This is a genomic window from Fructilactobacillus ixorae (assembly GCF_024029915.1).
In the GTDB taxonomy this organism is placed as follows: Bacteria; Bacillota; Bacilli; order Lactobacillales; family Lactobacillaceae; genus Fructilactobacillus; species Fructilactobacillus ixorae.
Genome location: NZ_CP097478.1, coordinates 564230 through 581569, shown reverse-complemented (window position 1 = coordinate 581569; position 17340 = coordinate 564230). Strand labels below are relative to the sequence as shown.

Below are 17340 nucleotides of genomic sequence, written 5' to 3'. Positions count from 1 at the left end.
GGTTCACATCCTTTGCCCCTAAATACGCAAAAAAGTCGCAATCTGCACGCAGATTGCGACTTTTTCTTAAATAATTACTTATTTAACGTCTTCTGGTAAAACGGCTGCTTCATACACGTCTTGAACATCATCGTTGTCAGACAGTTCATCAATTAAACCAGTGTATTGAGAAACCTTATCTTCTGGCACTTCCGTCGTTGTTTGCGGGAACAGCCGAACTTCAGAGTTATCTAGTTGATAACCAGCATCCTGTAAGGCATCCCGAACCACTGCCATGTTACTGGGTTCAGTAAAGATTTGGTACTCATCATCAGTAGCCTTCATGTCATCGGCTCCGGCATCAAGAGCCGCCAATAACATGGTATCTTCATCGTCATCGGTTTGATCCCGCAGAATTACAATGTAACCTTTCCGGTCAAACATGTAGGAAACGGAGCCATTCGTTCCGAGTGACCCACCGTGGTGTGAAAAGGCGGAACGCACTGCGGAAGCCGTCCGGTTTTTGTTATCAGTCAGGGTCGAAACCATGACAGCCGTCCCCCCTGGTCCGTAACCTTCGTACGTAACTTCCTCAAACTTAGCGCCTCCGACTCCAGAAGCTTTATCGAGAGCTCGTTGGACGTTATCCTTTGGCATGTTAGCTGCCCGGGCTTTTTCCAGCTCTAAACGTAACTGGGGATTGCCATCAGGGTCAACACCACCCGCCTTAGCGGCTTGATACAAATTTCTAGAAATTTTTTGGAAAATCTTTCCTCTTTTAGCATCTTGAGCGTTTTTCCGCCCTTGAATGTTATGCCATTTTGAATGTCCTGACATCCTACAGCACTCCTTTCCTGATTCGAAATTAACACTTTTAATTATAGCAACAACTACCGTTACAAGCAAACTAGGAGGCTTTAGTAGAGCCCCGTTGCTTCAATCCAAATGGTAATAAGACTTGTTTTTGCTCAACGACCTGATTGTCCATGAGCTTCGTCAACAAACGCATTGCCACCGCTCCCACGTCATACAATGGCTGGGTAATCGTCGACAACGTAGGCCGGGTCATTTCGGTTAACTTCGTGTTATCACTTGTAGCCACCTCAAACTGCCCCGGTACCGTTATTCCCCGGTCATTCATTCCATTCATAATTCCGGCTGCCGCCTCATCGTTGCTCACCATGGCCGCCGTAACCCGATTTTTAACTAAATCATCACAGAGGGCATAGCCTTCGTCATAATTCCCCGCTTCGAATAACAACTCGGTGGCAACCGGTTGCTGCTGTGCGGACAAAGCCGCTTGGTAGCCAGGAATCCGAAAGTCCCGATTAATCGATCGGTTCAGTTCTCCGGCCACAAAGGCAATCCGCTGGTTTCCACTGGCCAATAAATTATTAACCTGGTTATGAACGGCTGCCTGGTAATCAATGTTAACGTTTGGGAATTCATTGTCAGGATCAACCGATCCCGCTAGCACGACTGGAATGCGTTCGGCTTCCAATTCCACCCGAACCGCTGGACACAATTCATGACCCATGAATATGATTCCATCAACTTGTTTAGAATACAGGGTATTTAATGCTTTGACTTCCTTTTGTTCGTCACCATCGGAATTGGTTAGAATGATGTTGTACTGATACATTTCGGCAATATCATCAATGCCACGCGCGAGCGCCGCAAAGTACGAATTGGTAACGTTCGGAATAATTACTCCCACCGTGGTGGTTTTCTTACTAGCCAACCCCCGTGCCACGTCGTTCGGGCGGTAATTAAGCCGTTTCACGACTTCCATGACCTTTTGCTCGGTGGCCGGCTTAACGTTGTGATTGTGGTTAACCACTCGTGACACCGTGGCCATCGAAACATGGGCTTCACGGGCCACATCATAAATGGTCACCGTTTGTTTCTTTTTCACAGCACTCCCTCATTTCTAAATTGGTTCACGATACCTTAACGATAACAAAGAAACCGGTTTCATTCAAGATTTTAGTCACAAAAAAAGCTCCCTGTCGGAGCTTTCGTAATCTGTTTATTTGCGGTGGTCAGCGTGAGGTGGGACCACGGGATCATCACCATCATTTTGCGGACTAAAAGCATCATCCATATCAACGGTAATATCGTCTGCTTCGTCGTCTTTTCCTTCATCAGCCAACTGTTGTTTGGTTAATGGTAGCACATTTAAGTATTCTTGTAATTGACTCAAATCATCCTTTAAGTCATTCAACTTGTCACTAACTTTGGCAGAGGTATCGTTCAAAGAATCACGATAATCATCCATTTTATCACTTACCATGTCCTTCGCATCGGCTAAAGTATCGGCGGCGTAGTAAGCATAATCAACGGCGCGATCCTTGGCGTCTTCAGCTGATTCTAAGACCCGGTTTCGAAGCGCTTGTTGTTGTTCAGCATCTAAAGTCCGAAAGGCCAGGTAAGCAGCTGCACCACCTAATAAGCCTCCGAGCAATAATCCTTTTTTCATATCCATAACTTTTCTCCTATTTAAGCCTTCGTTTTTGCTGGTTGGATGGTTTGGGTTTGTTTTTTCTGCTTTGCTTTTGAAAAATGTTTGGAAATTTGGTTGGCCGCAATGCTAAACACAGATGTTTTGGTAACTAATTCCACCCGCTTTTTCAAGTTTTCCACGGCTTTTCGCGTCCCGTTGTTCACGTCTGAAACGGTCGTGCCAATGTCAGCAGCCGCCTGAAAAACCGGATCAACTTGGTTGATCTTGGCATTGACAGTGCCTAACAATTCATCCGTTTGGTGGCTAAGGGCGTTAATGTCACCCGTTACTTTTTCTAAGTTCTGTGAAACGCCATCCAATACCTTCACAACATGGACCAAGGTAACGCATAAAAAGATTACTAACAGCAAAAATGCTAAAGCAGCGATTAAAGCTGCAATTCCTCCAATTGTCATAATTTACCTCCTAGATGGTTTCTAACAGGTTAAGAATAGCATTAATCATAATTTAAAACAATCTTAAACCGATTTTAACCATCGCTGGTCTTTAATTTCGGTCCGGCTTTTTGCTAAAATAGAACAATAACCTAAATAGAAATGAGGATCGCTATGCCAATCCCAGTTGTAATGCAACAAAATAACAGTCAGTTGGTACACTACACTAACAATAATTTTATCAACAACTATCTTAATAGTTTTAATTGGAATCAAATTTTAGCAACGTTAACTTCCAAAGTAATCACCATTGTGCTCCTCTCGATCCTCTTTTTGCTCATTGCCAGAGTAGGTCGAAGCATTATTTACCATATCTTTCACCATGCCGACGTCAAAAAAGCCCAGCAACCGGATCCTACCAAGTCAGCCGGACGCAACCGCGGTAAAACTATTTATAGTCTGCTCCAAAATGCCTACAACTACGTGATTATTTTCTTCTGGCTCTACTCGATCTTATCAGTAATGGGAATTCCGGTGGGAACGTTAATTGCCGGCGCGGGGATTTTCAGTTTAGCAATTGGACTCGGGGCCCAGGGATTTGTGAGTGATATCGTCAGTGGCTTCTTTATTTTAGCTGAACGCCAAATTGAGGTTGGTGAACACGTGACCATCAATGCCATTGACGGGATTGTGAGTGCCGTCGGGCTCCGCACTACCCAGATTCGGAGTTCCGATGGAACCCTCAATTTCATTCCTAACCGTAACATTACTAGCATCGCCAACCTCTCCCGGGGGAACCTAACCACCCTGGTTGACATCCGAATCACGCCCGATGCCCCAATTAAAAAGATTGAAACAATCATGGACCAGGTTAACGAAGACCAGGCTGGTAAAGATCACAATGTGATTGGCGATCCCTTAGTCTTTGGAACCGTCTACCTTGCGGATGGTTCCCTCGCTGTCCAAGCTTGCATTGCTTGTAAAAGTGGTAGTGAGGATAACGTCCAAGCTAATTACCTCCAAGCTTACCTCACTGCCCTGCAACAAGCGGGAATCGAACTGCCTTTATCACCGCAAACGGTGCAACCACCGAAGAAACCAACTCCGCCGGCTAGTTCGCAAGCCACTGCCTCGCCTTTCAAAATGAAATAAAAAAGAAGCACAGCCAAAATTCATGGTTGTGCTTCTTTTTTTACCACCAATCCATCAGTACCTGTTGCAACTTTTCCAAGGCCCGACCCCGATGACTAATCTGATTCTTTTCGGCATCCGTTAGTTCTGCAAGCGTCTTGTTTAACGCGGGGACGTAAAATAACGGATCATACCCAAAGCCATTTTGACCCCGCGGCGCGGTTAAGATTTCACCGGATACAATCCCCGTGACGTGCAACTTCTCTCCGGTTGGCTTCATTACCACCAGGGAGGTGTGAAAATACGCATTGCGATCATCTGAGTGCTGTAATCGCTGAAGTAACTTCCGATTATTGGCGTCATCATCATGATCGCCGGCATAACGTGCGGAATAAATCCCCGGTTCGCCGTTAATGGCAGGAACCACCAGACCAGAATCATCGGCCAGCACCGGTACCTGTAACGCTTGGGCAACCGTTTGGGCTTTAATGGTCGCGTTTTCTTCAAAACTGGTTCCGGTTTCGGCAATGGCAGGTAGCTCCGTAAAATCAGCCGTGGACTTGACCTGAAAGCCCAACGGCGCCAACATTTCTGTAAATTCCCGAATCTTATTTTGATTGCCAGAGGCAATTACAATTTCTTTGTCATTAGTCATCTTGAGTTAGTTGGTTTGGCGTTACCAACTGAGCTTCCACCTTTCGTTTTAGCCATTCTGATCCAACCCGTTGAAAGTGGGCGGGATCACGAGAAGTATAGTAATCATGGGACGGGGTTCGGTCTTCAGCCAGCTGATCATGTTCAGTTAACCACTGGGTGGCTTGCTCAATGGTTGCTGCTCCAGGATCAACTAGGGTTACCCCTGGACCAAGTTCCGCTTGGATTAGGTCCCGAATGATTGGAAAGTGCGTACATCCTAACACGAGTGTATCAATCCCGCTTCCCTGGAGCGGTTGCAACCCGGCTGCAATCAGATCCCGAACTGCTTGCCCGCTGTACTGACCTTTTTCTACTAACGGAATAAAGGTCGGACAAGCTACTTCAACTACTTCCGCTGTTGGGTTCAATCGGTGGATAGCATCGCGGTAAGCATGACTGGTCACGGTTGCCCGCGTCGCAATTACCCCAATCTTGTGATTGGAACTTGCTTGCACGGCCGTTTGGCTTCCTGGTTCCACCACCCCAAGCACTGGAAATGGTAACTGAGTTTGTAACGTTGGTAGCGCTAAAGCCGAGGCGGTATTACAGGCGATAATCATCATTTTAGCGTGGCGGGTAGCAAAAAAACGGCCGATGGCTAGTGCATAATCAATCACCTGCTGCGGTTGTTTCTCACCATACGGAAGATGCGCTTCGTCCCCAAAAAATACCGTACTTTCACTTGGTAACCGCAACATCGCTGGTTTTAAAATGGTCAACCCCCCGACGCCGGAATCCATAAAAGCAAGTGGCGCTGAGTTCATTTTAATTTCCCCTTTCGTTAAACCTATTATACTATATCTAAATAATTCTTTTTCACTTGGCCCATGTGATAGAATGAAAGCCGAAGTAATTTTGGATTGGAGCACCTAACTTTATGAGTAAACAGAACCAGAGTGATTTTAATAAGTACCAAGCGCTCGTCCCCAATTTAAGTGGCTGGAATAGCTTTATTTTGCGTGACGAGCTCCTCCCTGATCTCTTGCAGGATGATCTTGGAGATATTTTATACTGGGCCGGGAAAAATCTGGCCCTTAAGTTTCCGGTAACCCCGGCCGATTTGCCCGCCTTTTTTACTGCTAACCAGTGGGGCACTTTAATCCAGCAGACGGCTACGGAGCAAAAAAAGGTCTGGAATCTCAGTGGTCCCGTGGTAACCACGCGCTTAAAAATGAATAAGGATTGCGATTTTATGTTGGAAACCGGGTTCCTCGCCCAAACTCAGGAACAAAGTAGCGGGTGGATTTCTGAGGCCGAGGCCAAAAAGAAACTAAACGGTTCCATCACCATTACCGTGGTGTCTGATCCGAACCAACCTGCCCCTGACCGGTCTTTTCAACCACCAGTTACCTTAAAGCAACCCGAACAAGCGTAACTAAAAAGCGCTTTCTCACCTGTACTGCCCCATAATTTAAAGTAAATATTTATCGCAATTAGGCGACTTGTTCCTGATATTTTATCGGTGACAAGCCGCCTAATTTTTTCTTTCGTGCTGTGCTTAATCATAAAAAATAACCCTATAAAAATTAGCTTTTTGTCTAATTTTTACTTTGTAAGCCATCAATTAAGCTTTGGAAATCTTTTGGCATTTTTATTTTTCTCATTTCCATTTAAATTAATATAAATTATAATTAAAAACAAACTATGTCAATCAGAAAGGACCAAAAAATGCCAAAAATAGACATTAATTGCCCAAAAATCGGTTATCGTTCCGAAACCAAGCCCGTCTTGTCTGACGTACAGCTTAATCTTAGGGGCGGAAACATTTATGCCCTAGTAGGAGCTAATGGAGCAGGAAAATCTACGTTAATTAATACCATGATTGGGGTATTACAACCAATTAGTGGAGCGATTTCACTCGATCTCGATCATTTACAAACGCCGGTCTTTTCTAAAATTGGTTTTTGTCATCAATTCCCTTTAGTGGATTGGTTTACTAGAGTATCTGATAACGTAATTTTAGGTCCCCTCTTATCTGGTAAAGGTTTGAAGGAAAGCAAAGAAAAAACTAACTTCTTCTTAAAATTATTAGGTATCTATGATTTAAGGAATCGAGCAATGGATCATATTTCTGGCGGACAACAACAAAGAGTCCAACTTGCTAGGGAATTATCCAAAGCACCAGACATCTATTTATTGGATGAGCCAACAACGGGCTTAGATGTTGAAACTTCTGAAAAATTATTTCAATTTTTAAAAACAAGAGCAGCTGAGGGCAAATTGGTCTTAATCTCTAGTCATGATTTAACACTCATTGAAGAATATTCCAATAAAATCATCTTTATTGATGAAGGAAAAATAAAATTCAAAGGTGAAATGGATAAATTTGTAAATTCTAACGGTCCACAAAATGATATTAAAATCACTACTAGTGGAAATGGATTTAAAGCAAAAACATTAACAGAACTTGAACATGCTCATCAGCTAAGCAATCATATAATTACAATTCAAAAAAGTGCTTTACTGAATACAATTAACGTATTAGCCAAAAATAATGAAGTCATTGCAAAAATTGAGACGATCCAACCTAGTCTAAGAGAACAATATTTAACAATTATGAAGAAAAATGGGAGAAAAAATGAATCCAAACAACTTTAGAAATCAATCAATTGGATTAAGGGGAATGTTAATCGTCATTTTAAATGAATTTAAGGCATTTAAAAGTAATTTAGGGTCCTTGGTCTATATGACCATCCAACCGTTTTTATATTACGCTTTTCTAGTTATGGGAATATCATATTCAATTGGACCAGTAAAATATAGAGGTTTAGAGCTGCCTTACTCAGCCTATGCAGTTGTTGGTGTAATTGGATTAATTATGACAATGCAAATGTCTAATGCCATTTATCGAAGTACTGTTGATAAACAATTTGGGTTAATGGCAATTAAATTCCTTAGTGGCGTTAAACCAGTTTATTATGTCTTAGGCATGAGTAACTTCCCAATTATGGGGTATTTATATCAGTCCTTAATTTTATATTTTATTTTAATCCTAACCGGGATTAATTCATACGTGCCTAACTTTATAGTCGCTGTACTAGTAGGAACCTTAATGTTAATTTTTTGGAGTTCATTAGGCATTTTTTGTAGCGCCATGTTTAAAAACTATCAGCAAAGAGATATCGTGATTCAATTAGTATTTGCTCCAATTGCATTTACTGCTCCCTCGTTTTATTTAGATGGATTTGGTCCTAAATATTTAATCTTGTTGTCGGACATTAATCCCTTAACATATCAACTAAGAGCTCTTCGCTCAATTGCATATGGAAAATGGGATATAAGTTTAATTATTATTTCTTTAATTCCAACAATTATCATGTTTATAGTTACCTGCGCTACTTTAAAAAGAATCCATTTGACCTTACAGGAAAGATAAATCATGAAATCAATTGAGATGGCAAATTACAAATTTATTTCGAACGATCTTTGAAAACCACAATAGCAGTACGATAATCATGAATTTTTAACGGCTGCTGATGGTCATCGTAGTGGCCAGAATTTTAGAATTAGAATGCTCATCTCATTTTTAAACAACTATTTCTCCCAGAATTATAAACAAAAGGCAACAGAATCTATTAAGGATTTCTGCACCTAGGGTCAGACACATTGATTAAACGATTTCTCCATCAGTACCAGTTGACAAAGAGTCATAAAAATTAGCTTTTTGTCTAACTTTTATGGGGCAGTACAACCTAGAAACCCCTTTTTAATTACGCCGAAATAGCCAGTACTTCGTGGGATTCCCCTGGGATAGCTGGCTATGGGTCGCAACCAAGTGATAGTTCTGGTGCACCGCGCTGATTCCAGCACGTCCACCCCTAGTTTGTAGATTTGGGGCCTGCTCCCAGTGGGCCGTTGGTGGCGTAGCCAGCACCACCCACTCAACTTGTTTCCGGCGCAGCGCCCGAACCCCCGTTGCTAACATGGCGGGTAACTTTTGCTCAGGAATGTTATTTTTCTCAAAAAAATAAACGGTCGGATACGCCCCAGAGGTTAGATAAAAACCGTTTTCTAAAAAATCAAACGTGAGTAGCGTAGGCCGCCCATGACTCTCGTTGCGCATGATTCGGCCAAATTGAATTTGGGCTGGAACCTGTCGCTGGGACGTGGGATGCAACGTTACCGAAGGGTTATTCGGGACCAGCCGCGACATCCACGGATTCTGATTTACCAGCAATAACCCGACAAAGATTCCCCCTAAAGCTACTACCATGGTTCGTTTAAACGGAATCTTACACAATTGCAGGTTGGCAAGGACCTTCCAGTTTCTAATCGCTACTAGGGTCCAAATGGCACAGACGAGGATGCTCGGAAAGTACGCCAAGTCATAATATGGTCCAAACTGGCCCCCGTATAAAGCTAAGACAGCCCCACTCAGCATCATTGTAACTAACAACCACTTTGTGGGGGTTGCAAAGGTGGAAAAACGCGCCAACCAAATTAGACCAACGACGACCAACAGTAGTAATCCAGGTTGCTCAACCACCAAAAAGTGGCCGAGCGCTGCTCCGGAATGCAGGATTTTCACCAGCGGCGTGCCCTGGTTCTTACTATAGAGGGTCAAATTATCCACAAAGTAAACCCGAACAAACGCGGACAAGCCATGCCGGGCCGTAAAATACCACAGCCAGGGCACAACACTGAGCAAAAATCCTGTTCCCGCTCCCTGTACCATCCGCCAGATTCCCAGCCAGTTCCGTTGCCACATCAGCCACACCGTTAGAAAACCAAAGAACGCTACCCAGGTTCCCAACAGGCTGTACTTAGATAAAAACACCACTCCAACTAATACCCCCTGCCCCAACCACATGGAGCGCGATAAATCAGGAAGCTGCTGGGCTGTGACCACCACTAAAAACGCACTCAAAACTGCTGGATAGACCCAAAATTCGACAGTCCCGCCGTAACTATAGTAAGGTTCCATCAGCACTAACAGGGGCGCCGCACTGGCAATTATTAGTGCTCCACGGGATGTAAACCACCGACGGGCTAAGGATTGGGTTCCCAGTAAAATTAGCCAGAGGCCGAGCACCTCCAAAACCGCCGCCCCCCAAAAGGTGGTAAACGAAATCCGACTCGCAATTCCATACAACAAGTAAACGTAGGGACCCTTTTGTTCAAACACGTCCCGGTAGGTCACTAGTCCGTGCATCAAGGCTTTACCCACCGTTAGGTAATTATTGTTATCGCCCGTGTAGTTAAAATCGTATAGTGGCGAACTATACGAAAAAATTCCAATCAAAAGGGCACTCCAGCCTAACAGGAAGAGTGCTCGCCACCTTGCTAAGTGGTGCGGTTTCGTTGTCATAATTATTTCGCCTCATTCATTCTTGGGCTGTTGACCTCAGGGATTTTTTGCTAAGCTAGACAAATGGTTGCCTTTTAGTTAAAGGAGTTTTATTTATGAAATCATTTCGCGCCCAAACCCTCATTCTGATTGCCATCGCCTTCACCTTGGGGATGAGCGAATTTATCATCATCGGGGTCTTAGGTGACATTGCCCATACTTTTCACATTAGTTTTGCGCAGGTCGGATTTTTAACCACCGTTTTTGCGCTCATCTATGCCATCTCAACTCCCATTTTATCGCTTTTAATTGGAAAACGCCCCCTCAAACAGGTTATGAACGTCGTGCTCGGAATTTTCATTTGTGGCAACGGTCTTTCTGCTCTCGCACCGAACTTTATGGTGCTGACCATTAGTCGGATCATAACCGCCCTCGTGTCCGGGGTCACGATCTCGATTACGATTACCTTTGCCCCCCACATTGCCCCGCTAACAAAGCGGGCTTGGATTGTAGCCTGGGTCTTTTCCGGCTTCAGCATTGCGTCGGTCTTTGGCGTTCCCGCGGGGACCTGGTTAAGTGGGCTGTTAGGCTGGCGGCTGATTTTCCTTCTCATTGCCGGACTGGCACTACTAGTCTTGGGTAGCTTTGATCTGGCCTTGCCAGGCACGCTTCACCAACAACCGGGACAACATTTTAGCGAACAGTTTCACATTCTCACGGATCGCCGGATTCTACTGGGCGTGTTAATTCCCGTTTTTAATTTGGGAGGCGTATACGTCGTTTATACCTACGTAACCCCCATCTTAACGAACCACTTTGGCTACAGTCTGAGCTTTGTGACCATCTTCTTAGTTCTGTATGGAATTGCCTCGTTATTCAGTAACCAGTATAGTGGAAATTTAGCAGCTAACCACGGCTTACAACGGAGCCTCAAATTTTATGGTCTGCAGTTAGTGGCCATGCTACTAACGTCGCTCTGCTTTAACGTTGCCTGGGTAGTGATGGGCGCCATCCTAATCATGGGCTTTACCATTTATCTGGCTGGGTCTACGTTACAACTTTTTTACATGTCCATTGCGGAGGCTGATTATCCCCAATCACTGGTGCTGGCTTCGTCTTTCAATCCCATCTTTAGCAACCTAGGCATTGCCGTTGGGTCAGCCTGTGGGAGCTTGATTGTCGGCCATTTGGGCATGGATGCGCTCGGATTCGGTGGGGCCGCTTTAACTGCCAGTGGCTTGTTCACGACCTGGTATTTAACGTTCCACCTCTTAAAAAATCATAATTATGGTTGACAGCTTTTTTAAAACAGCCTATACTTTTAAAAAATCTTAAACAAAGGAGCCTTTCCAATGATGTCCACGGCCACCAGCTTAATTGCCTTATTCATTTTAGTCGTAATTCGCAGCCGACGTGTGGATAATGCAACGCAAGCCTAGTCATTGGAAACTTGTTTAGGTCCACACAGCTTCACCAAAGAAACTGGCGTGGGACTTGGAGAACTCCTTTTAACCACCCAGTTTCTTCTCGATTCTGGGTGGTTTTTTGTTATAAAGGAGGGAGAAAGCGGTTTAAGCAATCATTACCGAATCAGTTTGGCTTTGAATCAATCTAGGGGAGCCACACCAAACTAGTTGAATTCCCGATTTAAAATTCAACAAGCTTCAAAGGAGGAGCACATGAAAAACATTTTCAAAAAAATGAACGAAAAGGTTGATTTTCGGTTTTATGCCAACAAGGATCAAAAACTGGAAAAAACCTTAACCGTGAAAGACTTTTTAGCACTGGGGTTAGGAACGATTCTATCCACGTCAATCTTCACCTTACCAGGACTAGTGGCCGCCAACTATACCGGTCCAGCAGTGGTTGTTTCATTCTTACTGGCAGCCGTCGTCGCTGGGTTAGTGGCCATGAACTACGCCGAAATGGCCTCAGTTCTACCCTTTGCTGGTTCGGCCTACTCCTGGATTTCCGTGTTATTCGGTAAATTTTGGGGCTGGGTCGTGGGCTGGGCCCTACTCGCCGAATACTTGATTGCCGTGGCCTTCGTGGCGGCTGGTTTATCGGCCAACGTCCAGGGGTTAATTTCTCCCTTGGGTTGGAAATTACCCAACGCCTTAGCCTTTCCCCTCGGAACTAACGGTGGGGTCTTTGACCTAATTGCCGTCCTCGTAGTGGCCATCGTTACCTTCATTTTGCTACGGGGAGACTCAGAAACGACTAAGGTGGCCAACATCCTTGTAGTCCTAAAGCTACTTGCAATTGTAGTTTTTGTTGTAGTCGGAGCCACTGCCATTAAAGCCCAAAACTACGTTCCTTTCTTCCCAAAGCCACATCCAAACGCCGATGGCACCATGTTTGGTGGCTGGCAGGGAATCTACGCTGGAATCTCAACCATCTTCTTGTCCTACATCGGGTTTGATTCGATTGCGTCTAACTCGGCAGAAGCTAAGAATCCCCAGAAAACGATGCCCCGTGGAATCATTGGTTCCCTCATCATTGGAACTCTCTTTTTCGTAGCGGTATCTCTCGTCTTAGTGGGGATGTTTAAGTACACGATGTACGCTAACAACGCCGAACCAGTTGGATGGGCGCTCCGGCAACAAGGCCACGTTATCATTGCATCAGTCGTGCAAGCAATTGCCGTCGTCGGAATGCTCGTTGCTTTGATTGGAATGATGATGGCCGGTTCCCGGTTAATTTACTCCTTTGGGCGTGATAAAATGCTCCCCCAAAAGCTGGGTCGCTTAAATCACAAGAACATCCCGTCCAATGCCCTCTGGATTATTACTGCGGTGGGTGTGATCATGGGAGCCGTTTTCCCCTTCACCTTCCTCGCCCAATTAATTTCTGCTGGAACCTTGATTGCCTTCATGGCCGTTTCATTAGCAATGTACCCTTTGCGCAAACGCGAAGGTAAATCCTTACCAACTGCCGCTTATCGGCAACCATTCTTCCCCATCTTGCCCATTCTTGGCTTCCTGGGTTCGCTCATGGTCTTCTTGGGCTTAGATATTCAAGCTAAAATTTATTCCATCATTTGGTTCTTAATCGGCGTCATCGTTTACTTTGCGTATGGTTACAAGAATGCTGATTCCAAACTTCCTCCTGACCGTGATGATGAAATCGAAGAAAACCTGTAAATTATCAAATTAAGCAAAAAAGAGTCGTTATGTGGCTCTTTTTTTTGATTTCATAATATAATGAGATTGAAAAGTTATCGTGAAAGAAGTGATGAAATGAGTAAAAAAGAAATTGTTGCAGCCGCTTTAGTACTGGTCATGTTAGTCTGCCTCCTGCTCCAAGGCTTGTTAGCGCTCTTTCACGCTGAAACTAAACTTGCCCGCTTTAATCACTTGCTAGAAGCAGTGTACTGTTTGTGCCTAGGCGGAATTGGCATGCTGGTCGTGTTGATTGCCGTAATGCACACCAATGCTCCCTAGTTACTCTCGTTACTAAAAAAGGAAATCCACAATGTGGACTTCCTTTTTTACTTAGGCCGTGTAGTTAGCCAACGTCTTTTGTAATTGTGCCTTGGGGTGGTAACCAACCACTTGGTCAACCACTTGTCCGTCTTGCATGATTAACAAGGTCGGGATACTCATGATTCCAAAGTGACCAGCAGTTTGTTGGTTGTCGTCAACGTTCATCTTGCAGAACTTGATTCCCGTTTCTTCGTTTGCCAGTTCTTCAATCACTGGACTTTGCATTTTACATGGACCACACCATGGTGCCCAAAAATCAATTACGACCGTTCCAGTTGCCGTTTCTTCTGCAAAAGTTGCATCTGTAATTTCATGTACCATTTTTAATTCCTCCTTAATTCACTTACTATCTGTAAGTATAACAAGTTTGGGCAAAATTACAATCATTTAAACTTATTTGAATTTTACCACCGTTGACCCGTCTCCACCAGCATTCGCTGGTGAAAAGCCAAAGGAGGCGACCTGCCGGTTCCGTTTCAGGTAATTCGTGACTCCGGTTCGCAAAGCGCCGGTTCCCTTGCCGTGAATAATCGTAACCGAAGGATACCCCGCCAGGAGCGCCGCGTCAATGTAGCGATCTAAACGCTGCATCGCATCTTCATACCGCACGCCCCGCAGGTCCAAAGTGGTGGATAAGCCCGTTGAACTGGTCCGACGCACGGTGGCCTTTGGTTTAGCCTTTGGTTTTTCTGGTTCCATCTTTTCTAAGTCGGCTTCGGCCACCTTCATCTTTAAAATTCCAAGTTCCACTTCCCAGTCATGGTTTCCAACTTTTTTCAGCAGCACGCCTCGTTGCCCGTAGGTTTTCACTAAGACGTCGTCACCCACGTGGAACTGTTTGCGGGCTTTTTGGCGTTTCAGCACCCGATTGTGCTTTAGTTCTGGATGCTGCTCTAACGCATTAAGTTTTCCCTGGTCGGCAATGATTTCGTGCTCTTTAATGGCCGCACCCTGCTTTTGCTTGTGGTGCAAATCAGCAATCACGGCATTGGCTTCCCGTTTGGTACGCGCAACTAGCTGGTTAGCATCCCGCTTGGCGGTGTTTAACAACTGATCTCGTTGCTCCGTAAACTGGGTAAACTTAGTTTGTAACTCCGCATGTAAGGCGGTGGCTTCCGTGAGCTCGTGGTCAAGCGTCCGGGCCCGTTCATCTGCCAATTTGGTCTGCTTGGTTAGTTGCTGAATCATCCGATTAATTTCTTGGCTGTCCTGACTGGTAAGCGAACGAGCTTCAGCGACAATGTTGGCTGGCAACCCAAGGCGCGCGGCAATGCTCAACGCGTTACTTTGACCGGGAATTCCCATTAACAGCCGGTAGGTTGGTTGTAAGGTGGCTTCGTCAAATTCCATTGAAGCGTTGGTTGTTTCCGGTCGGTTATACCCGTACACCTTTAGTTCCGGGTAGTGAGTCGTGGCTAACACCTCACTTTGCTTGGCACCAATTGCATCCAGGATGGCAATCGCCAGGGCCGCTCCTTCATGCGGATCGGTCCCCGCCCCCAGTTCATCGATTAATACCAAACTTTGCTTAGTGGTCTGGTTTAAAATTTGAATGATGTTATCCAGATGTGACGAAAAGGTACTCAGGTTTTGTTCGATCGACTGTTCATCACCAATGTCCGCAAACACTTCGTCAAACAAGCCCGCCTGGCTCCCTTCGTTGGCAGTTACAAATAAACCCGATTGTGCCATTAATTGTAACAAGCCCAGGGTTTTCATTGTGATCGTTTTCCCCCCGGTATTGGGACCCGTAATGATGATTTGGCGGTATGTAAACCCGAGGGTCAAATCATTTCCAACCACCTGATCCTGATTAATTAGCGGGTGCCGCGCCTGCTTTAACTCCACCTGGTTGGTAACAGAAAGGCGGGGCTTGGTGGCCTGCGTCTGGGCGGCGTAACGTGCCTTCGCGTTAATAAAATCAAAGTGACCTAATTTTTGGGCATTTCCTTGTAACGCCGATCGTTTGGGACGCAACAAATCCGATAGTTCCCGCAGAATTCGTTTACTTTCTTCTCGTTCGTTGCTCTGCTCGCTCCGCAAGTCATTGTTTAAACCAACAACACTGGCAGGTTCAACGTACAACGTCTGCCCCGTCGCACTCTGGTCGTGGACAATCCCGCCCACTTTTTGCTTGGCTTCAGACTTCACTGGAAGGACGTACCGATCATCCCGAATCGTAATGACCGTTTCACTCAAATCCTTGGCCTTCTTGCCGTGCAGATAACTTTCCATCCGCCCCTTAATGGTTCCCTGGAGTTGTAAAATGCGCCGACGAATGGATCGAAGCGTTGCAGATGCATCGTCCTTTAAAAACCCATTTTCATCAATCGACTGCCGCAGACGCGTTGCAAGGTCTGGTAAACTGGCAAAGGTCTCTGCCTCTTGATTCAATAAGTTCAGGTGAACGTGGTCCGCTTCTAATTCAGCAAAGAAACGTTGCACCCGGGCACTGGCTCGTAACACTGCACTGATCCGAGCAAGTTCCTTTCCGTTCAAACTCGCTCCAACCCCAAGCCGTTTGACCGCCGGTGTAATGGATTTGAGCTTTGGCAGTGGTAAGAGCCGATTCAACCGGTGTAACTGAGCCCCATCGTCAGTTTCATCCAACCACCGTTGCACCGTGGCCTGATCGGAACTGGGAAGGAGTTGCTGCAACTCTGCCTGTCCCGCCTCCGTCACTAGCAAGGGGGCGAGCTGATCCTTAATTCGTTGGTACTCTAATGTCTGTAAAATTTTTTCGTTCATGATCTCATCCTACCCAACTTACTCGGTTGGCTCTGAATCATCACTAGCACGGTGCGACCGTAACTGATCCAGTTCCAACTGTTTATCCAGTTGCTCTGAAATGGCATTAAACGCCAGTAAAATCGCTGCATCTTCATCACTCAGCGTTTGGGATTGGTTTTTTAACTTGGTCAAATCATCGTTTAACAGCTTGGCCACGGCTCGCATGTGCTGATCGGAGGCCGTCCCAATCAGAGTGTATTCCTTCTTACCAATGCGAGTTTTAAATCTTCGTTTGCTATTCACGTCAATCCCTCCAATATGGTCTATTTTATCATGGATAACAAAAAAAGGGGCGTCCCACTAACGGGCCGACCCTCCTTTCATACTCACTTACATTTTACCGTTGGGATCTAAAAACGTGTTCAGCGTTTCTTGAACCATTTCCCACTCGGCGTCGCTTTCAATTGGTTCTAAATCTGCATCGTCGGGCGCGGTCGGATCCGATCCCTTGGGTAAGGCATACGCCTCAATGTTAATACTGTCGTTGCCCGCTTCAGCAGCCGGGTACATCAAAATGTACGAGCGCCCGTAATCATCTGATGAAAAGGTAAACAACTCGTTGTATAAAATTTCGTTGCCATCTTCATCAATTAAGGTAATTTGTTCTGTTTGTGCTTCATCTGCCATCTGTCTTCTCCTTTGGCTTAGCCATGGTTCCGATCTAAATATCCCTGCAAAATTAATTCTGCGGCCACTTTATCAATAACCTTTTTCCGTTTGGCCCGGGAAACGTCTGCTTTTTCAATCAGCATCCGTTCTGCTTCGACCGTGGTGAGCCGTTCATCTTCAAACTCAACGGGAACGTGAAACTGAGCCCGAACCATCTTGCCATACCGTTTGGACGCCTTTACTCGGGGGCCAGCCGTATTATTCATGTTCTTCGGTAATCCGATCACCACTAACTGGACATCGTTGGCCGTAATGAGTTCGCCAATCCGCGCTAAGCCAAATTCCTTTTCGTCCTCGTTAATTGGTACAATTTCAATGCCCTGCGCGGTCCAGCCCAGCGCATCACTGATTGCCACACCGACCGTTTTAGAGCCGACGTCTAATCCCATAATTTTCATTCCAACA

Annotated in this window: 19 protein-coding genes; 7 read left to right on the top strand and 12 right to left on the bottom strand. The window is 45.3% G+C overall.

The genetic code is table 11. The features are described from left to right. Nucleotides 1-78 precede the first annotated feature (78 nt). From M8332_RS02735 to M8332_RS02720, 4 genes are all read right to left on the bottom strand, one after another. Nucleotides 79-816 carry a YebC/PmpR family DNA-binding transcriptional regulator gene (locus tag M8332_RS02735; RefSeq protein ID WP_252780661.1) on the bottom strand — a complete coding sequence of 246 codons (738 nt, stop codon included), beginning with the start codon at nt 814-816 and terminating at the stop codon, nt 79-81. Between the two features lie 70 nt (nt 817-886). Next, nucleotides 887-1894, bottom strand: coding sequence for a catabolite control protein A (gene ccpA / locus M8332_RS02730; RefSeq protein WP_289847028.1), 1008 nt, complete (start codon nt 1892-1894; stop codon nt 887-889). A gap of 114 nt (nt 1895-2008) precedes the next feature. Then, nucleotides 2009-2464 (bottom strand): hypothetical protein, encoded by a 456-nt coding sequence (locus M8332_RS02725; RefSeq protein WP_252780660.1) that lies wholly within the window; start codon nt 2462-2464, stop codon nt 2009-2011. A gap of 14 nt (nt 2465-2478) precedes the next feature. Next, entirely contained in the window at nt 2479-2898 is a 420-nt protein-coding gene (locus M8332_RS02720; RefSeq protein ID WP_252780659.1) for a DUF948 domain-containing protein, read from the bottom strand. Nucleotides 2899-3051: 153 nt separating this feature from the next. Here M8332_RS02720 and M8332_RS02715 point away from each other — a divergent pair, with 153 nt between their 5' ends. Then, on the top strand, nt 3052-4029 hold the full coding sequence (locus M8332_RS02715; protein ID WP_252780658.1) for a mechanosensitive ion channel family protein: 978 nt from the start codon (nt 3052-3054) through the stop codon (nt 4027-4029). A 40-nt stretch (nt 4030-4069) separates the two neighbouring features. On the opposite strand, the gene M8332_RS02710 is transcribed toward M8332_RS02715, so the two are convergent. Together M8332_RS02710 and murI are read right to left on the bottom strand one after the other, a co-directional pair. Beyond that, entirely contained in the window at nt 4070-4663 is a 594-nt protein-coding gene (locus tag M8332_RS02710) for an XTP/dITP diphosphatase (protein WP_252780657.1), read from the bottom strand. Further along, a complete protein-coding gene (gene murI, locus M8332_RS02705; protein ID WP_252780656.1) occupies nt 4656-5468 on the bottom strand; it encodes a glutamate racemase in 813 nt (270 codons plus the stop codon). Before murI ends, M8332_RS02710 begins: the two co-directional genes overlap by 8 nt. 113 nt (nt 5469-5581) lie before the next feature. Here murI and M8332_RS02700 point away from each other — a divergent pair, with 113 nt between their 5' ends. The 3 genes from M8332_RS02700 to M8332_RS02690 all read left to right on the top strand — a co-directional run bounded on the left by M8332_RS02700 (nt 5582) and on the right by M8332_RS02690 (nt 8080). Next, the gene (locus tag M8332_RS02700) at nt 5582-6079 is read left to right on the top strand and encodes a DUF2507 domain-containing protein (RefSeq protein ID WP_252780655.1); all 498 of its coding nucleotides are present in this window, start codon (nt 5582-5584) and stop codon (nt 6077-6079) included. A gap of 293 nt (nt 6080-6372) precedes the next feature. Further along, entirely contained in the window at nt 6373-7302 is a 930-nt protein-coding gene (locus M8332_RS02695) for a metal ABC transporter ATP-binding protein (RefSeq protein WP_252780654.1), read from the top strand. Then, nucleotides 7271-8080: an ABC transporter permease gene (locus M8332_RS02690; protein WP_252780653.1), complete on the top strand. Its 810-nt coding sequence runs from the start codon at nt 7271-7273 to the stop codon at nt 8078-8080. The genes M8332_RS02695 and M8332_RS02690 overlap by 32 nt, the downstream gene beginning before the upstream one ends. A gap of 330 nt (nt 8081-8410) precedes the next feature. Here the strand turns inward: M8332_RS02690 and M8332_RS02685 are convergent, their stop codons facing one another. Continuing rightward, a complete protein-coding gene (locus M8332_RS02685; protein WP_252780652.1) occupies nt 8411-10012 on the bottom strand; it encodes an ArnT family glycosyltransferase in 1602 nt (533 codons plus the stop codon). Nucleotides 10013-10107: 95 nt separating this feature from the next. Here M8332_RS02685 and M8332_RS02680 point away from each other — a divergent pair, with 95 nt between their 5' ends. From M8332_RS02680 to M8332_RS02670, 3 genes are all read left to right on the top strand, one after another. Next, nucleotides 10108-11286: an MFS transporter gene (locus M8332_RS02680; RefSeq protein WP_252780651.1), complete on the top strand. Its 1179-nt coding sequence runs from the start codon at nt 10108-10110 to the stop codon at nt 11284-11286. A gap of 384 nt (nt 11287-11670) precedes the next feature. Further along, nucleotides 11671-13134: an APC family permease gene (locus tag M8332_RS02675; protein WP_252780650.1), complete on the top strand. Its 1464-nt coding sequence runs from the start codon at nt 11671-11673 to the stop codon at nt 13132-13134. 96 nt (nt 13135-13230) lie between these two features. After that, on the top strand, nt 13231-13434 hold the full coding sequence (locus M8332_RS02670) for a hypothetical protein (protein ID WP_252780649.1): 204 nt from the start codon (nt 13231-13233) through the stop codon (nt 13432-13434). Nucleotides 13435-13485: 51 nt separating this feature from the next. Here the strand turns inward: M8332_RS02670 and trxA are convergent, their stop codons facing one another. From trxA to ruvX, 5 genes are all read right to left on the bottom strand, one after another. Next, nucleotides 13486-13797, bottom strand: a complete 312-nt coding sequence (gene trxA / locus M8332_RS02665) for a thioredoxin (protein WP_252750083.1) — start codon at nt 13795-13797, stop codon at nt 13486-13488. A 72-nt stretch (nt 13798-13869) separates the two neighbouring features. Next, entirely contained in the window at nt 13870-16224 is a 2355-nt protein-coding gene (locus tag M8332_RS02660) for an endonuclease MutS2 (protein WP_252780648.1), read from the bottom strand. A gap of 18 nt (nt 16225-16242) precedes the next feature. Further along, nucleotides 16243-16509 carry a cell division protein ZapA gene (locus M8332_RS02655; RefSeq protein ID WP_252780647.1) on the bottom strand — a complete coding sequence of 89 codons (267 nt, stop codon included), beginning with the start codon at nt 16507-16509 and terminating at the stop codon, nt 16243-16245. A gap of 87 nt (nt 16510-16596) precedes the next feature. Continuing rightward, nucleotides 16597-16893: a DUF1292 domain-containing protein gene (locus M8332_RS02650; RefSeq protein ID WP_252780646.1), complete on the bottom strand. Its 297-nt coding sequence runs from the start codon at nt 16891-16893 to the stop codon at nt 16597-16599. Nucleotides 16894-16910: 17 nt separating this feature from the next. Beyond that, nucleotides 16911-17333, bottom strand: coding sequence for a Holliday junction resolvase RuvX (gene ruvX, locus M8332_RS02645; RefSeq protein WP_252780645.1), 423 nt, complete (start codon nt 17331-17333; stop codon nt 16911-16913). Nucleotides 17334-17340 lie beyond the last annotated feature (7 nt).

Excerpts from the sequence above, each read along its gene's own strand:
- M8332_RS02710 (WP_252780657.1), bottom strand. The coding sequence starts at position 4,663 with ATGACTAATGACAAAGAAATTGTAATTGCCTCTGGCAATCAAAATAAG.
- M8332_RS02725 (WP_252780660.1), bottom strand. The coding sequence starts at position 2,464 with ATGGATATGAAAAAAGGATTATTGCTCGGAGGCTTATTAGGTGGTGCA.
- M8332_RS02720 (WP_252780659.1), bottom strand. The coding sequence starts at position 2,898 with ATGACAATTGGAGGAATTGCAGCTTTAATCGCTGCTTTAGCATTTTTG.
- ruvX (WP_252780645.1), bottom strand. The coding sequence starts at position 17,333 with ATGAAAATTATGGGATTAGACGTCGGCTCTAAAACGGTCGGTGTGGCA.
- M8332_RS02670 (WP_252780649.1), top strand. The coding sequence starts at position 13,231 with ATGAGTAAAAAAGAAATTGTTGCAGCCGCTTTAGTACTGGTCATGTTA.
- M8332_RS02695 (WP_252780654.1), top strand. The coding sequence starts at position 6,373 with ATGCCAAAAATAGACATTAATTGCCCAAAAATCGGTTATCGTTCCGAA.
- trxA (WP_252750083.1), bottom strand. The coding sequence starts at position 13,797 with ATGGTACATGAAATTACAGATGCAACTTTTGCAGAAGAAACGGCAACT.
- murI (WP_252780656.1), bottom strand. The coding sequence starts at position 5,468 with ATGAACTCAGCGCCACTTGCTTTTATGGATTCCGGCGTCGGGGGGTTG.
- M8332_RS02715 (WP_252780658.1), top strand. The coding sequence starts at position 3,052 with ATGCCAATCCCAGTTGTAATGCAACAAAATAACAGTCAGTTGGTACAC.
- M8332_RS02650 (WP_252780646.1), bottom strand. The coding sequence starts at position 16,893 with ATGGCAGATGAAGCACAAACAGAACAAATTACCTTAATTGATGAAGAT.
- M8332_RS02685 (WP_252780652.1), bottom strand. The coding sequence starts at position 10,012 with ATGACAACGAAACCGCACCACTTAGCAAGGTGGCGAGCACTCTTCCTG.
- M8332_RS02680 (WP_252780651.1), top strand. The coding sequence starts at position 10,108 with ATGAAATCATTTCGCGCCCAAACCCTCATTCTGATTGCCATCGCCTTC.
- M8332_RS02700 (WP_252780655.1), top strand. The coding sequence starts at position 5,582 with ATGAGTAAACAGAACCAGAGTGATTTTAATAAGTACCAAGCGCTCGTC.
- M8332_RS02735 (WP_252780661.1), bottom strand. The coding sequence starts at position 816 with ATGTCAGGACATTCAAAATGGCATAACATTCAAGGGCGGAAAAACGCT.
- M8332_RS02675 (WP_252780650.1), top strand. The coding sequence starts at position 11,671 with ATGAAAAACATTTTCAAAAAAATGAACGAAAAGGTTGATTTTCGGTTT.
- M8332_RS02690 (WP_252780653.1), top strand. The coding sequence starts at position 7,271 with ATGGGAGAAAAAATGAATCCAAACAACTTTAGAAATCAATCAATTGGA.
- M8332_RS02660 (WP_252780648.1), bottom strand. The coding sequence starts at position 16,224 with ATGAACGAAAAAATTTTACAGACATTAGAGTACCAACGAATTAAGGAT.